At 70.8% G+C, this 16707-nt stretch carries 20 protein-coding genes; 6 read left to right on the top strand and 14 right to left on the bottom strand.

Annotated elements, in window-relative coordinates; genetic code table 11:
• Positions 1-75: 75 nt before the first annotated feature.
• Together AC1Q7O_RS04035 and tadA are read right to left on the bottom strand one after the other, a co-directional pair.
• Positions 76-1059: an LD-carboxypeptidase gene (locus AC1Q7O_RS04035; protein WP_492659183.1), complete on the bottom strand. Its 984-nt coding sequence runs from the start codon at positions 1057-1059 to the stop codon at positions 76-78.
• A complete protein-coding gene (gene tadA / locus AC1Q7O_RS04030; RefSeq protein ID WP_492659182.1) occupies positions 1056-1601 on the bottom strand; it encodes a tRNA adenosine(34) deaminase TadA in 546 nt (181 codons plus the stop codon). The genes AC1Q7O_RS04035 and tadA overlap by 4 nt, the downstream gene beginning before the upstream one ends.
• Positions 1602-1670: 69 nt before the next feature.
• Here tadA and pxpB point away from each other — a divergent pair, with 69 nt between their 5' ends.
• The 4 genes from pxpB to AC1Q7O_RS04010 are packed head-to-tail and all read left to right on the top strand — an operon-like array spanning position 1671 to position 4934.
• Positions 1671-2303, top strand: coding sequence for a 5-oxoprolinase subunit PxpB (gene pxpB, locus AC1Q7O_RS04025; protein ID WP_492659181.1), 633 nt, complete (start codon positions 1671-1673; stop codon positions 2301-2303).
• Positions 2300-3223, top strand: a complete 924-nt coding sequence (locus AC1Q7O_RS04020) for a 5-oxoprolinase subunit C family protein (protein WP_492659180.1) — start codon at positions 2300-2302, stop codon at positions 3221-3223. The genes pxpB and AC1Q7O_RS04020 overlap by 4 nt, the downstream gene beginning before the upstream one ends.
• Positions 3208-3942, top strand: coding sequence for a 5-oxoprolinase subunit PxpA (gene pxpA, locus AC1Q7O_RS04015; RefSeq protein ID WP_492659179.1), 735 nt, complete (start codon positions 3208-3210; stop codon positions 3940-3942). Before AC1Q7O_RS04020 ends, pxpA begins: the two co-directional genes overlap by 16 nt.
• The gene (locus AC1Q7O_RS04010) at positions 3939-4934 is read left to right on the top strand and encodes a DUF72 domain-containing protein (protein ID WP_492659178.1); all 996 of its coding nucleotides are present in this window, start codon (positions 3939-3941) and stop codon (positions 4932-4934) included. Before pxpA ends, AC1Q7O_RS04010 begins: the two co-directional genes overlap by 4 nt.
• A gap of 17 nt (positions 4935-4951) precedes the next feature.
• On the opposite strand, the gene AC1Q7O_RS04005 is transcribed toward AC1Q7O_RS04010, so the two are convergent.
• The 6 genes from AC1Q7O_RS04005 to guaB form a co-directional block, all read right to left on the bottom strand.
• On the bottom strand, positions 4952-5128 hold the full coding sequence (locus AC1Q7O_RS04005) for a hypothetical protein (protein ID WP_492659177.1): 177 nt from the start codon (positions 5126-5128) through the stop codon (positions 4952-4954).
• Between the two features lie 100 nt (positions 5129-5228).
• Complete coding sequence (locus AC1Q7O_RS04000) at positions 5229-5774, bottom strand: 2'-5' RNA ligase family protein (protein WP_492659176.1); 546 nt, start codon at positions 5772-5774, stop codon at positions 5229-5231.
• A gap of 4 nt (positions 5775-5778) precedes the next feature.
• Positions 5779-5982, bottom strand: coding sequence for a hypothetical protein (locus AC1Q7O_RS03995; RefSeq protein ID WP_492659175.1), 204 nt, complete (start codon positions 5980-5982; stop codon positions 5779-5781).
• Positions 5983-6042: 60 nt separating this feature from the next.
• The gene (gene guaA / locus AC1Q7O_RS03990) at positions 6043-7629 is read right to left on the bottom strand and encodes a glutamine-hydrolyzing GMP synthase (RefSeq protein ID WP_492659174.1); all 1587 of its coding nucleotides are present in this window, start codon (positions 7627-7629) and stop codon (positions 6043-6045) included.
• Between the two features lie 10 nt (positions 7630-7639).
• Positions 7640-8869 (bottom strand): MFS transporter, encoded by a 1230-nt coding sequence (locus AC1Q7O_RS03985; RefSeq protein WP_492659173.1) that lies wholly within the window; start codon positions 8867-8869, stop codon positions 7640-7642.
• Between the two features lie 61 nt (positions 8870-8930).
• On the bottom strand, positions 8931-10400 hold the full coding sequence (gene guaB, locus AC1Q7O_RS03980; RefSeq protein ID WP_492659172.1) for an IMP dehydrogenase: 1470 nt from the start codon (positions 10398-10400) through the stop codon (positions 8931-8933).
• 59 nt (positions 10401-10459) lie between these two features.
• Between guaB and AC1Q7O_RS03975 the strand changes: the two genes are divergently transcribed.
• Positions 10460-10972, top strand: a complete 513-nt coding sequence (locus AC1Q7O_RS03975; protein WP_492659171.1) for a DUF4124 domain-containing protein — start codon at positions 10460-10462, stop codon at positions 10970-10972.
• A gap of 1 nt (position 10973) precedes the next feature.
• Here AC1Q7O_RS03975 and AC1Q7O_RS03970 read toward each other — a convergent pair whose 3' ends face one another.
• Complete coding sequence (locus tag AC1Q7O_RS03970) at positions 10974-11276, bottom strand: RnfH family protein (RefSeq protein ID WP_492659170.1); 303 nt, start codon at positions 11274-11276, stop codon at positions 10974-10976.
• Entirely contained in the window at positions 11266-11724 is a 459-nt protein-coding gene (locus AC1Q7O_RS03965) for a type II toxin-antitoxin system RatA family toxin (RefSeq protein ID WP_492659169.1), read from the bottom strand. Before AC1Q7O_RS03965 ends, AC1Q7O_RS03970 begins: the two co-directional genes overlap by 11 nt.
• A 47-nt stretch (positions 11725-11771) precedes the next feature.
• Here AC1Q7O_RS03965 and smpB point away from each other — a divergent pair, with 47 nt between their 5' ends.
• Complete coding sequence (smpB, locus tag AC1Q7O_RS03960) at positions 11772-12233, top strand: SsrA-binding protein SmpB (protein ID WP_492659168.1); 462 nt, start codon at positions 11772-11774, stop codon at positions 12231-12233.
• A gap of 63 nt (positions 12234-12296) precedes the next feature.
• Here the strand turns inward: smpB and AC1Q7O_RS03955 are convergent, their stop codons facing one another.
• The 4 genes from AC1Q7O_RS03955 to AC1Q7O_RS03940 all read right to left on the bottom strand — a co-directional run bounded on the left by AC1Q7O_RS03955 (position 12297) and on the right by AC1Q7O_RS03940 (position 16633).
• Positions 12297-13481 carry a PLP-dependent transferase gene (locus AC1Q7O_RS03955; RefSeq protein WP_492659167.1) on the bottom strand — a complete coding sequence of 395 codons (1185 nt, stop codon included), beginning with the start codon at positions 13479-13481 and terminating at the stop codon, positions 12297-12299.
• The gene (gene rimO / locus AC1Q7O_RS03950; protein ID WP_492659166.1) at positions 13478-14860 is read right to left on the bottom strand and encodes a 30S ribosomal protein S12 methylthiotransferase RimO; all 1383 of its coding nucleotides are present in this window, start codon (positions 14858-14860) and stop codon (positions 13478-13480) included. Before rimO ends, AC1Q7O_RS03955 begins: the two co-directional genes overlap by 4 nt.
• A gap of 31 nt (positions 14861-14891) precedes the next feature.
• Complete coding sequence (gene phaR / locus AC1Q7O_RS03945) at positions 14892-15422, bottom strand: polyhydroxyalkanoate synthesis repressor PhaR (protein WP_492659165.1); 531 nt, start codon at positions 15420-15422, stop codon at positions 14892-14894.
• Positions 15423-15547: 125 nt separating this feature from the next.
• Positions 15548-16633 (bottom strand): LacI family DNA-binding transcriptional regulator, encoded by a 1086-nt coding sequence (locus tag AC1Q7O_RS03940; RefSeq protein ID WP_492659164.1) that lies wholly within the window; start codon positions 16631-16633, stop codon positions 15548-15550.
• Between the last annotated feature and the right edge of the window lie 74 nt (positions 16634-16707).

The raw sequence follows: 16707 nt of genomic DNA, 5'->3' as shown, positions 1-16707 counted from the left end.
GGAATCATAGTCGGGCCACTCGTCTAGACAGGCTGGCCCGGCGCGTAAAGACGGCCAGGAAAACCCCCTGTGACTTCAGTGATGGTGGCCGCAGTCGTCGCCGCAGTCGGGCCCGTGGTCGTGGTGGGCAGCATGGGCCAGCCGCGGGTCCGACTGCCAGCCCAGGATGGCCTCGCGGCCCTGCACGTACAGCTCCACCGTGCCGCCCACCGGCAGGCACACCTTGGTGCGCACATGGCCGAACGGCAGGCCGGTCAGCACCGGCGTCTTCGTGCGGGCGCGTAGCGCGGCGACCGCGTCCTTCAGGCCGTAGCCGCGGTCATTGGGCGTCTTCGCCGCACCGCTGAAGTCGCCCAGCAGCACGGCCGCCTGGTTGTCGATGACGCCGGCCTGCTGCAGTTGCAGCAGCATGCGCTCGACGCGATAGGGGTGCTCGTTGATGTCTTCCAGGAACAGCAGGCCGCCCTTGATCTTGGGCCAGTGCGGCGTGCCCAGCAGCGAGCACAGCACGGTGAGGTTGCCACCCCACAGCCGGCCGCGCGCCTCCAGACCGTCGAACTCGGCGCTGGGCGCGCGAAAGCCCACGGCCTCCAGCGCGCCGCTCATCGCCTCGGTGAAGCAGTCCTGCGTCACCTCGTCTACGCCGCCGTCCGCCTCGGCGCGGCCGAAGTCGTCACAGGCCAGCGGGCCGCTCCACATCGCCAGGCCCTTGTGGCGGGCGATGAAGCCGTTCTGCAGCGCCGTCAGGTCGCTGTAGCCCACCCAGCGCGTGCCCCGCTCCACGCTGCCGGCGATGCGCGCCCAGTCGATCTGGTCCAGCAGCCGGGTCAGGCCGTAGCCGCCGCGCGAGGCCAGCGCGACGGACGGCGCCGCGTCGGCAATGCGGTGCAGCGCGGCCAGCCGCGCGGCGTCGTCGCCGGCAAAGCGCTGCTGGCGCGACAGCGCATCGGCGTCGATGCTCACATCGAAGCCCAGCGCCGTGAGCCGCCTGGCAGCGCGCTTCAACGCATCGGCCTTCTGCACCGCGCCGGCCGGGGAAAACAGGGTGAGCGTCGTCATGGGGTGTCGTCCAGGTGGGTGGCTTCGCCGGTGGGGATCAGCCCCTGGCGTTCGGCGCGGCGGGCGCGGGCGGCCTCGCGGCGCTCGGTGAAGAAGTCGCGCAGCAGCTTGGACGAGGCGTCGGCCAGCAGCCCCTGCTCGATGCGCGTGTGGTGGTTGAGCTGCGGCAGCGCGAACAGGTCGGTGACGGAACCCGCCACGCCGGTCTTGGGGTCGGTGGCCGCGAACACCACGCGCTTGAAGCGCGCGTGCATCAGCGCCATCGCGCACATCGCGCAGGGTTCCAGCGTGATGAAGATCTCGCACTCCGGCAGCCGGTAGTTCTCCAGCAGCGTGGCGGCGTGGCGCAGCGCGACGATCTCAGCATGGGCCGTCGGGTCGTGCGTCGTGATGGGGCGGTTGTAGCCGGTCGCGATGACCTGGCCGCCGCGCGTGATGACGGCGCCCACCGGCACCTCGCCCACCAGCCAGGCGTTGTGCGCCTGGTCCAGCGCCAGCCGCATGGCGTACTCGTCGGCGGGGGTGAAGAGGGGGTCGGTCATCGGGCCAGAAGTTTAGGCGAGGCCGGCAGTCCGGCCGGCCGCCGCAGCGCCCATGGCATGCTTTCGCCCATGAGTGAGTTGACGGTCCATCCCCTGGGCGAACAGGCGCTGTGCTGCACGCTGCCGGCGCCCGCGTCGCTGGCGCAGCAGCAGCGCCTGTGGCAGCTCGCGGCGGCGCTGGCCGACGCGGACGGCGTGCACGCACTCATCCCCGGCATGAACAACCTGACGCTGGTGTTCGACCCGCTGCACACCGACCCCGCCAGCCTGGAGGCCGCAGCGCACGCGCTGTGGGCGCAACCCCCGCGCGCGCAGCGGCCGGGCCGGCTTGTCGAGATCCCGGTCAGCTACGACGGCCCCGACCTTGGCGACGTCGCCGCGCACTGCGGGCTGAGCCCCGACGAGGTCGTGCAGCGCCACACGGCGGCCGAGTACATCGTCTACTTCCTCGGCTTCCAGCCCGGCTTTGCCTACCTGGGCGGGCTGGATGAGTCGCTGCATACGCCGCGCCGCCGCGAGCCGCGTCTGTCGGTGCCGGCCGGCAGCGTGGGCATAGGCGGCGCGCAGACCGGCATCTACCCGCTGGCCACGCCCGGCGGCTGGCAGCTCATCGGCCGCACGGCCCTGCCGCTGTTCGACCCGCAAGCCGAGCCGCCCACGCTGCTGGCGCCCGGCGACCGCGTGCGCTTCGTGCCGACATGATCGAGATCGTGCGAGCCGGCCCGCTGGCCACCGTGCAGGACCTCGGCCGCCCCGGCTGGCGCGACCGGGGCCTGAGCCTGTGCGGCGCGCTGGACGAGTTCGCCCTGCAGGCCGGCAACCTGCTCGTTGGCAACGCGCCCGGCGCGGCGGGGCTGGAGTTCACGCTGGGCGGCGCCACGCTGCGCTTTCATGCCGACAGCTGCATCGCCGTCACCGGCACCGACACCGACGCCCAGCTCGACGGCCGCGCCGTGCGCCCCTGGTGGCGCCAGCGCGTGCGCGCCGGCCAGACGCTGAAGCTCGCCGCACCGCGCGAGCGCATGCGCAGCTACGTGGCCGTCACCGGCGGCGTCAACGTGCCCGAGGCGCTGGGCTCGCGCAGCACCGACCTGAAGGCGCACTTCGGCGGGCTGGACGGCCGCGCGCTGCGCGACGGTGACCGCCTGCCGCTGAACGCCGGCGCCGCCCTGCCCTCGCGCGCCGTCGGCCTGCGCCCGCCCGTGTGGACGCCCAGCGTGCGCGCGCTGCCCGGCCCCGAGCATGACGACTTCCCGGCCGACGCGTTCTGGTCCACCGGCTGGACCGTCACGCCGCAGAGCAACCGCATGGGCTACCGCCTGGCCGGCCCGGCGCTCGCGCGTGAGCGCGGCGCCGAGCTGGCCTCGCACGGCGTGCTGCCCGGCGTCGTGCAGGTGCCGCCGTCGGGCCAGCCCATCGTGCTGCTCGCCGACGCGCAGACCACCGGCGGCTACCCCAAGGTCGCCGTCGTCATCCGCGCCGACCTGTGGAAACTCGCCCAGCTGCCGCTGGGCGCCACGCTGCGCTTCGAGCGCTGCAACCGCGAGGACGCCGTGGCCGCCCTCCGGCAACAACAACTGCTGCTGAACCAGATGAGCACCGCGCTATGCATGTCGACCTGAACGCCGACCTCGGCGAAGGCGCCCCCGACGACGCCGACCTGTTGGCCCTCGTCAGCTCTGCCAACATCGCCTGCGGCTGGCATGCCGGCGACGCGCGGCTGATGCAGCGCACCGTGGCTGCGGCGCTGGACCGCGGCGTGGCCATCGGCGCGCACCCCAGCTACCCCGACCGCGAGCACTTCGGCCGCCGCGAGATGCAGCTGAAGCCCGACGACGTGCGCGCCGACCTGATCTACCAGATCGGCGCGCTGGCCGCGCTGGTGCGCGCGCAGGGCGGCGCGCTGCACCACGTGAAGCCGCACGGCGCGCTCTACAACCAGGCCGCGCGCGACCCGGTGCTGGCTGACGCCATCGCGGCGGCCGTGCTGGACGTCGACCCCTCGCTGGCGCTCTACGGCCTGGCCGGCAGCGAGCTGCTGCGCGCCGCCGTGCGGGCCGGCCTGCGCCCGGTGGCCGAGGTGTTCGCCGACCGCGGCTACCGCGCCGACGGCAGCCTGGTGCCGCGCAGCCAGCCCGGCGCGCTGGTCGACGATGTGGACGAGGCCGTCGCCCGCACGCTGCGCATGGTGCGCGACGGCACCGTGCAGGCGGTGACGGGCGAGACCGTGCGGCTGCGCGCCGACACCGTCTGCCTGCACGGCGACGGGCCGCATGCGCTGGCCTTCGCACGCGCGCTGCGCGCGGCGCTGACGGCCGCCGGCGTGGACGTGCGCCCATGATGGAAGACCTGTTCGGCGCGCCGCCCGAGGCGCCCGCCGGCAAGCCCGCCCGCGGCGTGCAGCCCGCGCCGCCGCGGGCCGAGGACGTCGTGCTGGCCGAGCGGCTGTCGCCGCGGGTGCACCTGGGCACGTCGACCTGGAGCTACCCCGGCTGGCAGGGCTTGGTGTGGGCCGGCCGGCACAGCGAGTCCACGCTGTCGCGCACCGGGCTGCCGGCCTACGCGGCCCACCCGCTGCTGCGCGCCGTCGGCATCGACCGGGGCTTCTACCGCCCGCTGGCCGCCAGCGAGTTCCAGCGTCATGCCGAACAGGTGCCGCGCGGCTTTCGCTTCACCGTCAAGGCGCCCAGCCTCGTCACCGACGCACTGCTGCGCGACGAGGACGGCCGCGGTCAGCAGCCCAACCCGCTGTTCCTGGACCCGGCGACGACGCTGCAGACCTTCATCGAGCCGGCCTACGAGGGCCTCGGTGCGACGCTGGGCGCGCTGGTGTTCCAGCTCAGCCCGCTGCCGGGTGGCCGGCTCGCGCGCATGAACGAGCAGTTCGACCTGCTGCATGCGCTGCTGCTGGCCTGCCCCAAGCCACCGGTCGGCGTGCTGGCCGTGGAAGTGCGCGACGCGGCCTGGCTGACGCCGGACTTCGTCGCGCTGCTGCGCGACACCGGCGCCCGCTACTGCGTGGGCCTGCACCCCAAGCTGCCGCCCCTGGCCGAGCAGCTGCCGCTGCTGCGCGCGCTGTGGCCGGGGCAGCTGGTGGCGCGCTGGAACCTGAACCGCCTGCACGGCGCCTACGGCTACGAGGAGGCCGAGAAGAAATACGGCGAGTTCACCGAGATGCTGGACCCCGACCCGCAGACCCGTGCCGAGCTCGCCCGCATCATCCGCGGCACGGCGGGCGCCGGGCAGGACTGCTTCGTCACCATCTCCAACAAGGCCGAGGGCTCGGCGCCGCTGAGCGTGCGGGCGCTGGCCCAGGCGGTGGTGGACGGCTGAGCCGTCCGCTACCCACTTCAGCGCTGTGGCGCCGGCGGCAGGTTGCCGCCCTCACCTTCCCAGCGGTGCATCTCGTCGCGGTGGCGACGCTGGTCATGCTTCACGAGGCGCCGTGGCGTCGGGTTCAGGTGCCGGGCCAGCTTCATGGCCAGCAATGACGTGGCCACCAGGGCGATGAGGGGCTTGAGGATCATGGCGAGGTCTCCTTGCGAGGCCTGCTCATCGTGGCGGCAGCGCGGCGCGCCGCCGGTCGGTGAGCGGCGGACGGGTCTGTAGGACCGGGCGCCGACCCGCTCAGCCTTGCAGTGGCCAGCGGCCGATGACGTCGTGCCGCGTCAGCCCCTGCGGGCTCTTCACCAGCACGAACTCGCTGGCCACCCAGCCAGGCAGGTCGACCGGCCAGGCCGGCGCGCGGCGCTTGTCGTAGCGCAGCGTCAGGTGCGGCTCGTAGTCACGCTCGGGTGCCGCCAGGCCATGCGCCACGAGGCGCTCGACGAGCGCGTCGCGCAGCTCGCGCACCGCCTCCAGGCCCTGGCCGCCGGTCAGCACGAAGGGGTGCTGGCGGGCGTGTTCATCGCCCCAGCTCGCGAAGCGGTCGAAGCCCAGGTCGAACGCCGGCCGGGCGATCTCGGCCGCGGCGCGCCTCGCGGTGGCGACGAGGCTCGCGTCCGGCTCGCCAGCGAACGCGCCGAAGAAATGCAGCGTGATGTGGAAGACGCGGCTGGCGCGCAGGCGCGGCGGCAGGCCACGCGCCGCGTGCTCGGCGGTGGCGACACGCGCAATGCGCTCAGCCGTCGCGTCGTCGGGCCGCAGCGCGAAGAACAGCTTGTGGGCCGGCACGGCCTCACTGCGTGGCGGACGCAGCCGCCTCGGCGGCGCGCCGGGCCGCCTCGTCGAGGCTGCCCTGCACCTGCTGGCCCACGGCCTGCGGCGCCGGCAACGCCGCGCTGGCAGCCGCCGGCTTCAGCGCCGTGGCCTGCTTCTTGGCCAGCGACAGCACGATGGCGGCAACGATGACGAGGGCGAGAAGGCTGAGGGCGGCACGCATGCGGGAGGCTCCGGTGGGAGCCGCGAGCTTAGCGCGCTGGCCGCCGGCCCCGCCCTTCGGTCACTCCCACTCGATGGTCGCGGGCGGCTTGCTGCTGACGTCGTAGGTGACGCGGTTGATGCCGCGCACCTCGTTGATGATGCGGCCCGACGTGCGCTTGAGCAGCGAGTACGGTAGCTCGGCCCAGTCGGCCGTCATGAAGTCGCTGGTCTGCACGGCGCGCAGCGCGACGACGTAGTCGTAGGTGCGGCCATCGCCCATGACGCCCACGCTCTTCACCGGCAGGAACACGGCGAAGGCCTGGCTCGTCAGCGCGTACCAGCTCTTGCCCGTGGCCGGGTCGATGGTGTTGCGCAGCTCTTCGATGAAGATCGCATCGGCGCGGCGCAGCAGGTCGGCGAAGTCGCGCTTGACCTCGCCCAGGATGCGCACGCCCAGGCCCGGGCCGGGGAACGGGTGGCGGTAGACCATGTCGGCCGGCAGGCCCAGCGCCACGCCCAGCGCGCGCACTTCGTCCTTGAACAGCTCGCGCAGCGGTTCCAGCAGCTTCAGGCCCAGCGTCTCGGGCAGGCCGCCGACGTTGTGGTGGCTCTTGATCGTGGTGGCCTTCTTGGTCTTGGTGCCGCCGCTCTCCACCACGTCGGGGTAGATGGTGCCCTGGGCCAGCCACTTGGCGTTCTTGAGTTTCGAGGCCTCCGCTTGAAACACCTCGACGAACTCGGCGCCGATGATCTTGCGCTTGCGCTCCGGGTCGGTCACGCCGGCCAGCTTGCCGAGGAACTGCTCGCTGGCATCCACGTGCACGACCTTGGCGTGCAGGCGGCCGGCGAACATCTCCATGACCATCTGGCCCTCGTTGAGGCGCAGCAGGCCGTGGTCGACGAAGACGCAGGTCAGCTGGTCGCCGATGGCGCGGTGGATCAGCGCCGCGGCCACGGACGAGTCGACGCCGCCGGACAGGCCCAGGATGACTTCCTCGTCGCCCACCTGCTCGCGGATCTTCGCGACGGCTTCGTCGATGTAGCTGCCCATCTGCCAGTCGCCCTTGCAGCCGGCGATGTCGCGCACGAAACGGCGCAGCAGCGCCTCGCCCTGCAGCGTGTGCGTGACCTCGGGGTGGAACTGCACCGCATAGAAGCCGCGCGCCTCGTCGGCCATGCCGGCGATGGGGCAGCTGGGCGTGGAGGCCATCAGCTTGAAGCCGGGCGGCAGCGTGGCGACCTTGTCGCCATGGCTCATCCACACCTTCAGCATGCCGTGCTTCTCGGGCGTCTCGAAGTCCTGGATGCCGTCCAGCAGCTTGGTGTGGCCATGCGCGCGCACCTCGGCGTAGCCGAATTCGCGGTGGTCGCTCCACTCGACGCTGCCGCCCAGCTGCACCGCCATGGTCTGCATGCCGTAGCAGATGCCCAGCACCGGCACGCCGGCGTCCCACACGGCCTGCGGCGCGCGCAGCTCATGGTCTTCGTAGGTGGACGCGTGGCTGCCACTGAGGATGATGGCCTTGGGTGCGAACGAGCGGATGAAGTCGTCCGACACGTCGTTCGGATGGATCTCGCAGTAGACCGACGCGTCGCGCACGCGGCGCGCGATGAGCTGCGTGACCTGGGAGCCGAAGTCGAGGATGAGGACCTTGTCGTGTTGCATGGCGCGTCTTTCAAGCCGGCTGCGGGGCCGGCTGGCTGCGGAAGAAACGGAGGGTGATGAGCATGGCCGCGGCCTGCAGGGCCGCGCAGGCGTAGAACGGCAGGCCCATCAACGGGTCGGCCGGCGGGCGGTGCGACACCTGGGCCAGCAGCGTCAGCCCCACCAGGGGTGCGAGCACGGCCATCAGGCTGTTCAGCGAGGACACGGCGCCCATGGCCCGGCCCTGGTGGGCGGGGCCGGCGGCGTTGGAGACGATGCTCTGCAAGGCCGCCGCGCCCACGCCGCCCAGCAGGTTGAGGCCGATGATGACGTAGATCATCCAGCCCTCGGTGGCCAGGCCGAAGCCCAGGTAGGCCAGCGAGCCGGACGTCATGCTGATGAGGGCCAGCCGCTGCGCGCTGAAACGCTTCAGCAGCGGCTTGAGCAGCACGCCCTGGCTGATGACGGACACGAGGCCCACGACCAGCAGCGACCAGCTGACCTCCAGCGGCCCCCAGCCGAAGCGGAACTTGGTGTAGAGCACCCAGGTCATGTGCAACATGAACTGCGCCAGCGACGACAGCGCGATGACCGACACCAGCGGCCCCACGCCCTTGAGCGCCGCCAGCCCGCGCAGCGCGGAGACGGGGTTGGCCTTGCGCCAGTCCAGCGGCGTGCGCCGCTCGCGGGGCAGCGACTCGGGCAGCACGAAGAAGCCGTAGCACCAGTTCAGCACGGCCATGCTGCCGGCGGCGATGAAGGGCCAGTGCACGTCGTAGTGGCCCAGCCAGCCGCCCACCGCCGGGCCCAGGATGAAGCCGATGCCGAACATCGCGCCCAGCTGGCCGAAGCGGCGGGCGCGGTCCTCGGGCGGCGTGATGTCGGCCACGTAGGCGTTGGCGATGGCGATGTTGGCCTGCATGGCGCCCGAGAACAGGCGCACCGCCACCAGCATCCACAGCGCGGTGGCCATGGCCGTCACGAAGAAGCTCAGCGCCAGGCCGGCAAAACCGATCAGCAGCACGGGCCGGCGGCCGAAGCGGTCCGACAGCGCACCGAGCACCGGAGAACCGAGGAAGTTGGCCACGCCGAAGGCCATCGTCACGAGCAGGAAGGCCGCGGTCTGCTCGTCGTTGCTGTGCGTGAACGTGCCCACGATGTGCGGCAGCACCGGCACCATCAGGCCGATGGAGATCATGTCGATCAGCACCGCGGCCATGATGAAACCCATGGCGGGGGTGCGTTGCTGGGGCTGGCTCATCGTGGTTCTGAAATGAGAAACGGGGCGATTCGCAGATCGCCCCGTTCATGCGGTCAGTAGCTCACTCGCTACGGTAGTTCGGTGCTTCCTTCGTGATCTGCACGTCGTGCACGTGGCTCTCACGCATGCCGGCCGTCGTGATCTCGACGAACTCGGCCTTGTTCTGCATGTCGGCGATGGTGGCGCAGCCGCAGTAGTGCATCGACGCCTTCAGGCCGCCGGCCATCTGGAAGATGACCTGCACGACCGAGCCCTTGTAGGGCACCTGGCCTTCGATGCCTTCCGGCACCAGCTTGGACGTGTTCGGGTTGTTGGCCGACGTGTCCTGGAAGTAGCGGTCCGCACTGCCCTTGGCCATCGCGCCCATGGAACCCATGCCGCGGTAGCTCTTGAACGTGCGGCCCTGGTACAGGATGGTCTCGCCCGGGGCTTCCTCGGTGCCGGCGAAGGCGCCGCCCATCATGATGCAGTCCGCGCCCGCGGCGATGGCCTTGGCCACGTCGCCGGAGTAGCGGATGCCGCCATCGGCGATGACCGGCACGCCGGTGCCGCGCAGCGCGGTGGCGACGTTGTCGACCGCCGTGATCTGCGGCACGCCCACGCCCGCGACGATGCGCGTCGTGCAGATGGAGCCGGGGCCGATGCCGACCTTGACGCCGTCAGCGCCGGCTTCCACCAGCGCCAGCGCGGCCGCGCCGGTGGCGATGTTGCCGCCGATGACGTCCACGCCGGGGAAGTTGCGCTTGACCCAGCGCACGCGCTCCAGCACGCCGGCGCTGTGGCCGTGGGCTGTGTCGACGATGATGGCGTCCACGCCGGCCTTGACCAGCAGTTCGACGCGCTGCTCGGTGTCTTCGCCGAAGCCCACCGCCGCGCCGACGCGCAGGCCGCCGTGCGAATCACGCGCCGCGTTCGGGAAGCTGGTCTGCTTGGTGATGTCCTTCACCGTCATCAGGCCGCGCAGCTCGAAGTCGTCGTTGATGACGACGACCCGCTCCAGCTTGTGGGCATGCATCAGCGCCTTGGCCTGCTCCAGCGACGCGCCTTCCTTGACGGTCACGAGCTTGCTCGCGGGCGTCATGATCTCGCTGACCTTGGCGTCCATGCGCGTCTCGAAGCGCAGGTCACGGCCGGTGACGATGCCGACGACCTTCTTGCCCTGCACGACCGGGAAGCCCGAGAAGCCATGCAGGCGGGTCAGCTCGACGGCGTCGCGCACCGGGGCGTCGGGGCTGATCGTCAGCGGCTCGCGCACGACGCCGCTCTCGTAGCGCTTGACCCGGGCGACTTCGCGCGCCTGGGCTTCCGCCGACAGGTTCTTGTGCACGATGCCGATGCCGCCTTCCTGCGCGATCGCGATCGCGAGGCGGGCCTCGGTCACGGTGTCCATCGCGGCGGACACCAGCGGCAGGTTCAGGGGAATGTTGCGCGACAGACGGGTCGCAAGGCTGGTGTCGCGGGGCAACACCTGGGAGAACGCTGGCACCAACAGAACATCGTCGAAGGTGAGCGCTTTGCCGAGAAGGCGCATGAGGAAAGCTCCAGACGCAAAGCGGCATTATACGGAGGCCCCACGGGTACACTGCTTCGATGCATTGCAAGCCCTTTTTCGTCGCCCTGATCGGTCTGGTCCTGGCCGCCTCCGCGCAGGCGCAGTGGAAGTGGAAAGACGCCAAGGGCAACGTGCAATACAGCGACCGCCCGCCGCCGTCGGGCACGCCGGACAAGGACATCCTGCAGCGCCCCGCGAACGCCGTGCGCGTGATCTCGGTGGTGCCGGCCGGCATGGCGGCCAGCGCCGCGGCGTCCGCACCCGCGCCCCGCGCTGCCCCGAGCGCCCCCACCAAGGCCGAGCAGGACGCGACCGCCCGCCAGAAGCAGGATCAGGACAAGGAAGCGTCCAAGCAGAAGGAAGAGGAGCGCCGCCTTGCCGAGACGCGCCGCGAGAACTGCGGCCGCGCCCAGGCCCAGCTGCGCGACCTGCAGAGCGGCATCCGCATCACCCGCACCAACGAGGCGGGCGAGCGCGTCTTCATGGACGACACGCAGCGCCAGGCCGAGGTCGAGCGCGCGCGCAACCTGATCACCAGCGAGTGCAAGTGATTCAGCCGCCGGCCTTGGGCCGGTGGCGCGACACGATGCGCTCGCCCCGCTTGGCGTAGCGCTGCCGGCGGGCCTCCTTGGGGTCCACGGTCAGCGGGCGGTAGACCTCGATGCGGTCCCGCTCGCGCAGCACGGTGTCCAGCGGCCGCACGCGGCCCCAGATGCCCACGCGCAACTCGCCCGGCGGCGGCGTGAAGCCGGCGCAGCCGCGCAGCACCGATTCGATCGTGGCGCCGTCGGCCACATCCAGCCAGCGCTGCTGCACATCGCCCGCCTGCGGGCTCCAGACCAGCTCAACGCGCACCGTAGATGCTTTCCGCCCGCTGCACGAAGCTGTCGACGAAGGTGTTGGCGATGCGGTCGAACACGGGGCTGACGACGGCCTCCAGCGCGCCGCTGCTGAACGCGTAGCTCAGCTCGAAGCCGATCTTGCAGGCGCTGGGCTCGCCGGTCGTGCCGGGCTTGTTCAGCGGCAGGAACTGCCACACGCCGTCCAGGTGCGAGAACGGGCCGTCCACCAGCTCCATGCGCACGGTGCGGCCGGTCTCGTTGCGGTTGCGGGTGGTGAAGGCATGCCGCACGCCGGCGTAGGCCAGGTGCAGGCGCGCGGTGACGGCATCACCGTCCTGCGCCAGCACATCGACCTTGTTGCACCACGGCAGGAACTCGGGATAGCGCTCCACGGCGGTGACCAGCTCGTACATCTCCTGCGGCGTGTACCAGAGCAGAACGGACTTTTTGACCTGCTTCATAGAATGACGGGATTGTAAGAAGGGCCTCGGCCCCCAAATTCGCTTCCATGTCCATTGCCGAGAACCGCCGCGCCCGTTACGACTACTTCATCGAGGAACAGTTCGAGGCCGGCGTCGTGCTGTCGGGCTGGGAGATCAAGGCCATCCGCGCCGGCCAAGTGCAGCTCACCGACGGCTACGTGCTCATCAAGGACGGCGAGCTGTTCCTGATCGGCTGCCGCATCAACGCGCTGCGCAGTGCGTCAACGCACGTCACGCCCGAGGCCGACCGCACGAAGAAGCTGCTGCTGCACAAGGCCGAGATCAAGCGGCTGGTGGGCAAGGTGGAGCAGCGCGGCTTCACGCTGGTGCCGCTGAACCTGCACTTCAAGGGCGGCCGCGTGAAGGCCGACATCGCGCTGGCCAAGGGCAAGGCCCAGCATGACAAGCGCGAGACCGAGAAGAAGCGCGACTGGGAGCGTGAAAAGGGCCAATTGATGCGGCACGCATCAACAGGCCGCAAGGACTGACGAGACGCGCCAGCGGATCGTTGGCCCTTTCGCCAGAAGGGCCAGCTGATGCGACACAAGGTGTCAACCAAGGGCTGACAGCGCCTGCGCGATGTCGGCCTGCAGGTCGGCAGCGCCTTCCAGCCCGATCGCAAACCGCACCAGCGTGCCGCCGTCGAACGGCAGCGGCAGGTTGCGGCTGCGGCTCATGTCGTAGGGCACCGCCAGGCTCATCGGGCCGGCCCACGAGTAGCCGATGCCGAACAGCTGCAGCGCGTCCACGAAGGCATCCACCTGGCGGGCGCTGTACTCGGGCTTGAACACCGCCGAGAACAGGCAGGCCGCGCCCGCACCGCCGACGGCCAGCCAATGCTCGTGGCCCGGCGAGCCGGGCAGCGCCGGATGGAAGACCCGCGCCACCTCGGGCCGGCCGGCCATCCAGCTCGCCAGCTGGCGCGTCACGCGGTCCTGCGCCTCATAGCGCAGTTGCAGCGTCGGCAGGCCGCGCAGCACCAGCTCCACATCGTTCTGCCCCAGGCCGTAGCCCAGGTGCTCGTGTGCGTGGTTGAGTCGGTCGTGCAGGCGTTTGTCGCGCGTGCAGACGGAACCCATCAGCACGTCGGCGCCGCCGCTGGGGTACTTGGTCAGCGCCTGCATGACGATGTCGGCGCCCAGGCCTGGGTGGGTCAGTGGCGCCGGCTCGAAGCCGTTGAACGCCAGGCCGGCGCCCCAGGTGTTGTCCAGCGCCGTGACGACGCCACGCGCGCGGCAGGCGGCCAGCGTGCCCAGCAGGTCGGGGAACTCCAGCGTGATGGAGCCCGCCGCTTCCAGCCAGACCAGCCGGGTGTTCTCGCGCAGCTCCGGCACCGTCATCGGGTCGTAGAAGCGGTGCGTGACGCCCCACTGCGGCAGCCACGATTCGGTGAGATACCGGTTCTGGCCGTAGACGTTGTCTGGCACCAGCACCTCGTCACCGGGGCGCAGGATGGCCAGCGACGGCAGCGTCACCGCCGCCAGGCCGCTGGGCACCAGCAGGCAGTGCTCGGCATGCTCCAGCGTGGCCAGGCGCGCGGCCAGCGTGTAGCTGGTGGGCGTGCCGTGCAGGCCGTAGCGGTAGGTCAGGCCGTCACGCGGCCGGGGCTTGTGCAGGTCGGCCGTGTCCTTGAACAGCACGGTCGACGCCTTGGCCACCGGCACCGGCACCGCGTCCCAGCCTTCGGGGGCGCGGTAGGGGTGATGGATCAGCGTCGTGGCCCGGCTCCGCTTCAAACGAGGCTCCCCACCAGGTCATGCCCGTCGGCAGCGACGATGCGCACGCGGGCGAAATCGCCCACCTTCATCGTCTTGCTGGCCTTCTCGGGCGGCAGGATCTTCACGGTGCCGTCGATCTCGGGCGCGTCGGCGTAGGTGCGGCCCACGCCGCCCTTGCGGCCCAGCGCCGGGGCGGAATCCACCAGCACCTGCAGCGTCTGGCCCACGCGGCTTTGCAGCTTGGCGGCCGACACGGCTTCAGCCACCGCCATGAAGCGCGCACGGCGCTCCTCGCGCACCTCGTCGGGCAGCGCGCCGGCGATGTCGTTGGCGCTGGCGCCCTCCACCGGCGAGTAGGCGAAGCAGCCGGCGCGGTCGATCTGTGCTTCCTGCATGAAGTCCAGCAGGTACTGAAACTCGGCTTCGGTCTCGCCGGGGAAGCCGGCGATGAACGTGGAGCGGATCACCAGCTCCGGGCAGGCTTCGCGCCAGCGCAGGATGCGCTCCATGTTCTTCTCGCCGTTGGCCGGGCGTTTCATGCGCTTGAGCACGTCCGGGTGGGCGTGCTGGAACGGCACGTCCAGGTAGGGCAGCACCAGGCCCTGCGCCATCAGCGGCAGCACTTCGTCCACGTGCGGGTACGGGTAGACGTAGTGCAGGCGTACCCAGGCGCCGTAAGGCTTGGCGATCTCGCCGAGCTGGGCGACGAGGTCCAGCATGCGGGTCTTGACCGGCTTGCCGTCCCAGAAGCCCATGCGGTACTTCACGTCCACGCCGTAGGCCGACGTGTCCTGGCTGATGACAAGCAGTTCCTTCACGCCGCTCTCGAACAGCGCGCGGGCCTCGTTCAGCACGTCGCCGATGGGGCGGGACACGAGGTCGCCGCGCATGCTCGGGATGATGCAGAACGAGCAGCGGTGGTTGCAGCCCTCGCTGATCTTCAGATACGCGTAGTGCTTGGGCGTGAGCTTGATGCCGTAGCTGGGCACCAGGTCGACGAAGGGGTCGTGCGGCTTGGGCACATGCGTGTGCACCGCGTCCATGACCTCCTGCGTCGCATGCGGGCCGGTCACGGCAAGCACGCTGGGGTGGATCTCGCGGACGAGGCTGCCGGCATCGCTGCTGGCGGCGCCGGCCTTGGCACCCAGGCAGCCCGTCACGATGACCTTGCCGTTCTCGGCCAGCGCCTCGCCGATGGTGTCCAGGCTTTCCTTGACGGCGTCGTCGATGAAGCCGCAGGTGTTGACGATCACCAGGTCGGCGCCGGCGAAGGTCTTGGAGGTCTCGTAGCCCTCGGCGCGCAGCTGGGTGAGGATGAGCTCGCTGTCGGTCAGGGCTTTCGGGCAGCCCAGACTGACAAAGCCGATCTTGGGGACGGAGGTGGACGTTTCATTCATCGCCGTATTTTCGGCGATGTCGCGGCCCGCGCTATTTCTTGGGGCCGAACGGGAACATCGCCCCGGCATTCTTCATCTGTTCCTGCCACTGGTTCATCAGCGACTTGGACTGCTCGGCGTAGCCGCCCATCAGGCCGGTCCAGGCCTCGGGGCTGAAGGGCATGCCGGGCGTCTGCTCGGTGAAGCGCTGCTGCATGTCCGTGAAGGCCTGCATCTGGCGCTCCAGCAGGCCGCCCATGACGCCCTGCATCGCGTGGCCGTAGAACCGGATGATCTGGGCCAGCGAGCTGGTGGAGAACATCGGCACGCCGCCGGTCTCTTCCTCCAGGATGATCTGCAGCAGGATGGAACGGGTCAGGTCCTCGTGGGTCTTGGCGTCGTGGACTTCGAAGTCCACGCCGTCCAGCACCATGCGCTTCACATCGGCCAGCGTGATGTAACTGCTGGTCTGCGTGTCGTACAGGCGGCGGTTGGGGTACTTCTTGAGCACGCGCAGCCCGGGCTTGGCCTGGGGGGCGGCGGTGTCGTCGGTGGATGCCGGCTTTTTGCGGGCAGTCGCCATGCGGAGGTCTCCTGTGCAGTGCAACAAATTCTAGGCAGAGCCCGAATGTCGCTCCGAACGGGTTTCCCTGAGTCTCGGGAAAGCCACAACCCCACCGCCAACCCCGAAACACGCAACGGCTTGCGTCAGGCGACGATGCCTAACCGCACGGCCGGCCGGAGCTTGGGCGCCGCGTCGGACTGCCGGCGGATCAGCGTGTGCGCCATCACCTGCTGGCCGGGCGGCAGCCGCACGCCGTTACGCCAGGCGCGGATGTGGCGCACCAGCACGTCCACGGCCGCGCTGGCCATGTCGCCGATGGGCTGGCGCACCGTCGTCAGCTCGGGCCAGATGGTGGTGGCCAGCGGCGCGTCGTCGAAGCCCACCACCGTCAGGTCGCTGGGCACGTACAGGCCCAGCCGCTGCGCCACGGCGACGGTGGCGGCGGCCATGTCGTCATTGCTGGCAAAGACGGCGGACGGCCGGCGGGCGCCGGTCAGCAGCTGCTCGGCAGCGTCCAGCCCGGACTGGTAGGTGAACTGCCCCTGGGCCCTTTGCACGTCCAGCGCGGGGTTCAGCCCGGCCTCGCGCACGGCGGCCTCGAAGCCGGCCTGGCGCCGCTCGCTGCTGCTGTAGCCAGGGTGGCCGGCGATGAAGCCCAGCCGCTGGTGGCCCAGTGCCAGCAGGTGGCGCGTCATCTCGTAGGCCGCCTGGCGGTCGTCGATGCTGACGCCGTGGGTCTGCGGCGACGGCTGGCCCGCCGACACGGTGACAACCGGCGTGCCGCTGGCAGCCACGAGGTCCAGCAGCGCCTGGGACTCGCAGAACGGCGGCGGCAGGATGAGGCCGTCGATGCCCTGGGCCAGCATCGCGGCCGCCGCGTCCAGGCCGTCGCTGCCGGGGTCGCAGCACTGCGCGTTCAGCTGCACATGGCGCAGGCTGATCTTGCCCAGCAGCCCCAGCATGAAACCGTTCAGGTAGCCGGCGCGGGCGTCGCTGTAGAGCAGGCCCAGCAGGATGGGGCGGGCACCGGCCAGCTTGCGCGCGGCCGGGTTGGGGATGTAGTTCAGCGCGGCGACGGCGGACTGCACGCGGGCGCGGCTGTCGGGCCTCACACTGGACTCGCCGTTGACGACGCGCGACACGGTCATCGTCGACACGCCGGCCAGCCGGGCCACGTCGGACACCGTGGCCGGCCGCGGGCCGGCGCCGGCGGGGACTGCAGGCTTCATGGGCATCCTTTCAGCAGGGCGGCGCGGCCCGGTGATATATCAGTGCCATCCTAGAAAGCCGCGTCGACGCCCGG

The sequence above is a fragment of the Roseateles sp. GW823-FHT07B05 genome (assembly GCF_058794515.1).
The sequence above is the reverse complement of the archived record's forward strand: the minus strand, read 5'-3'. Positions and strand labels throughout refer to the sequence as shown.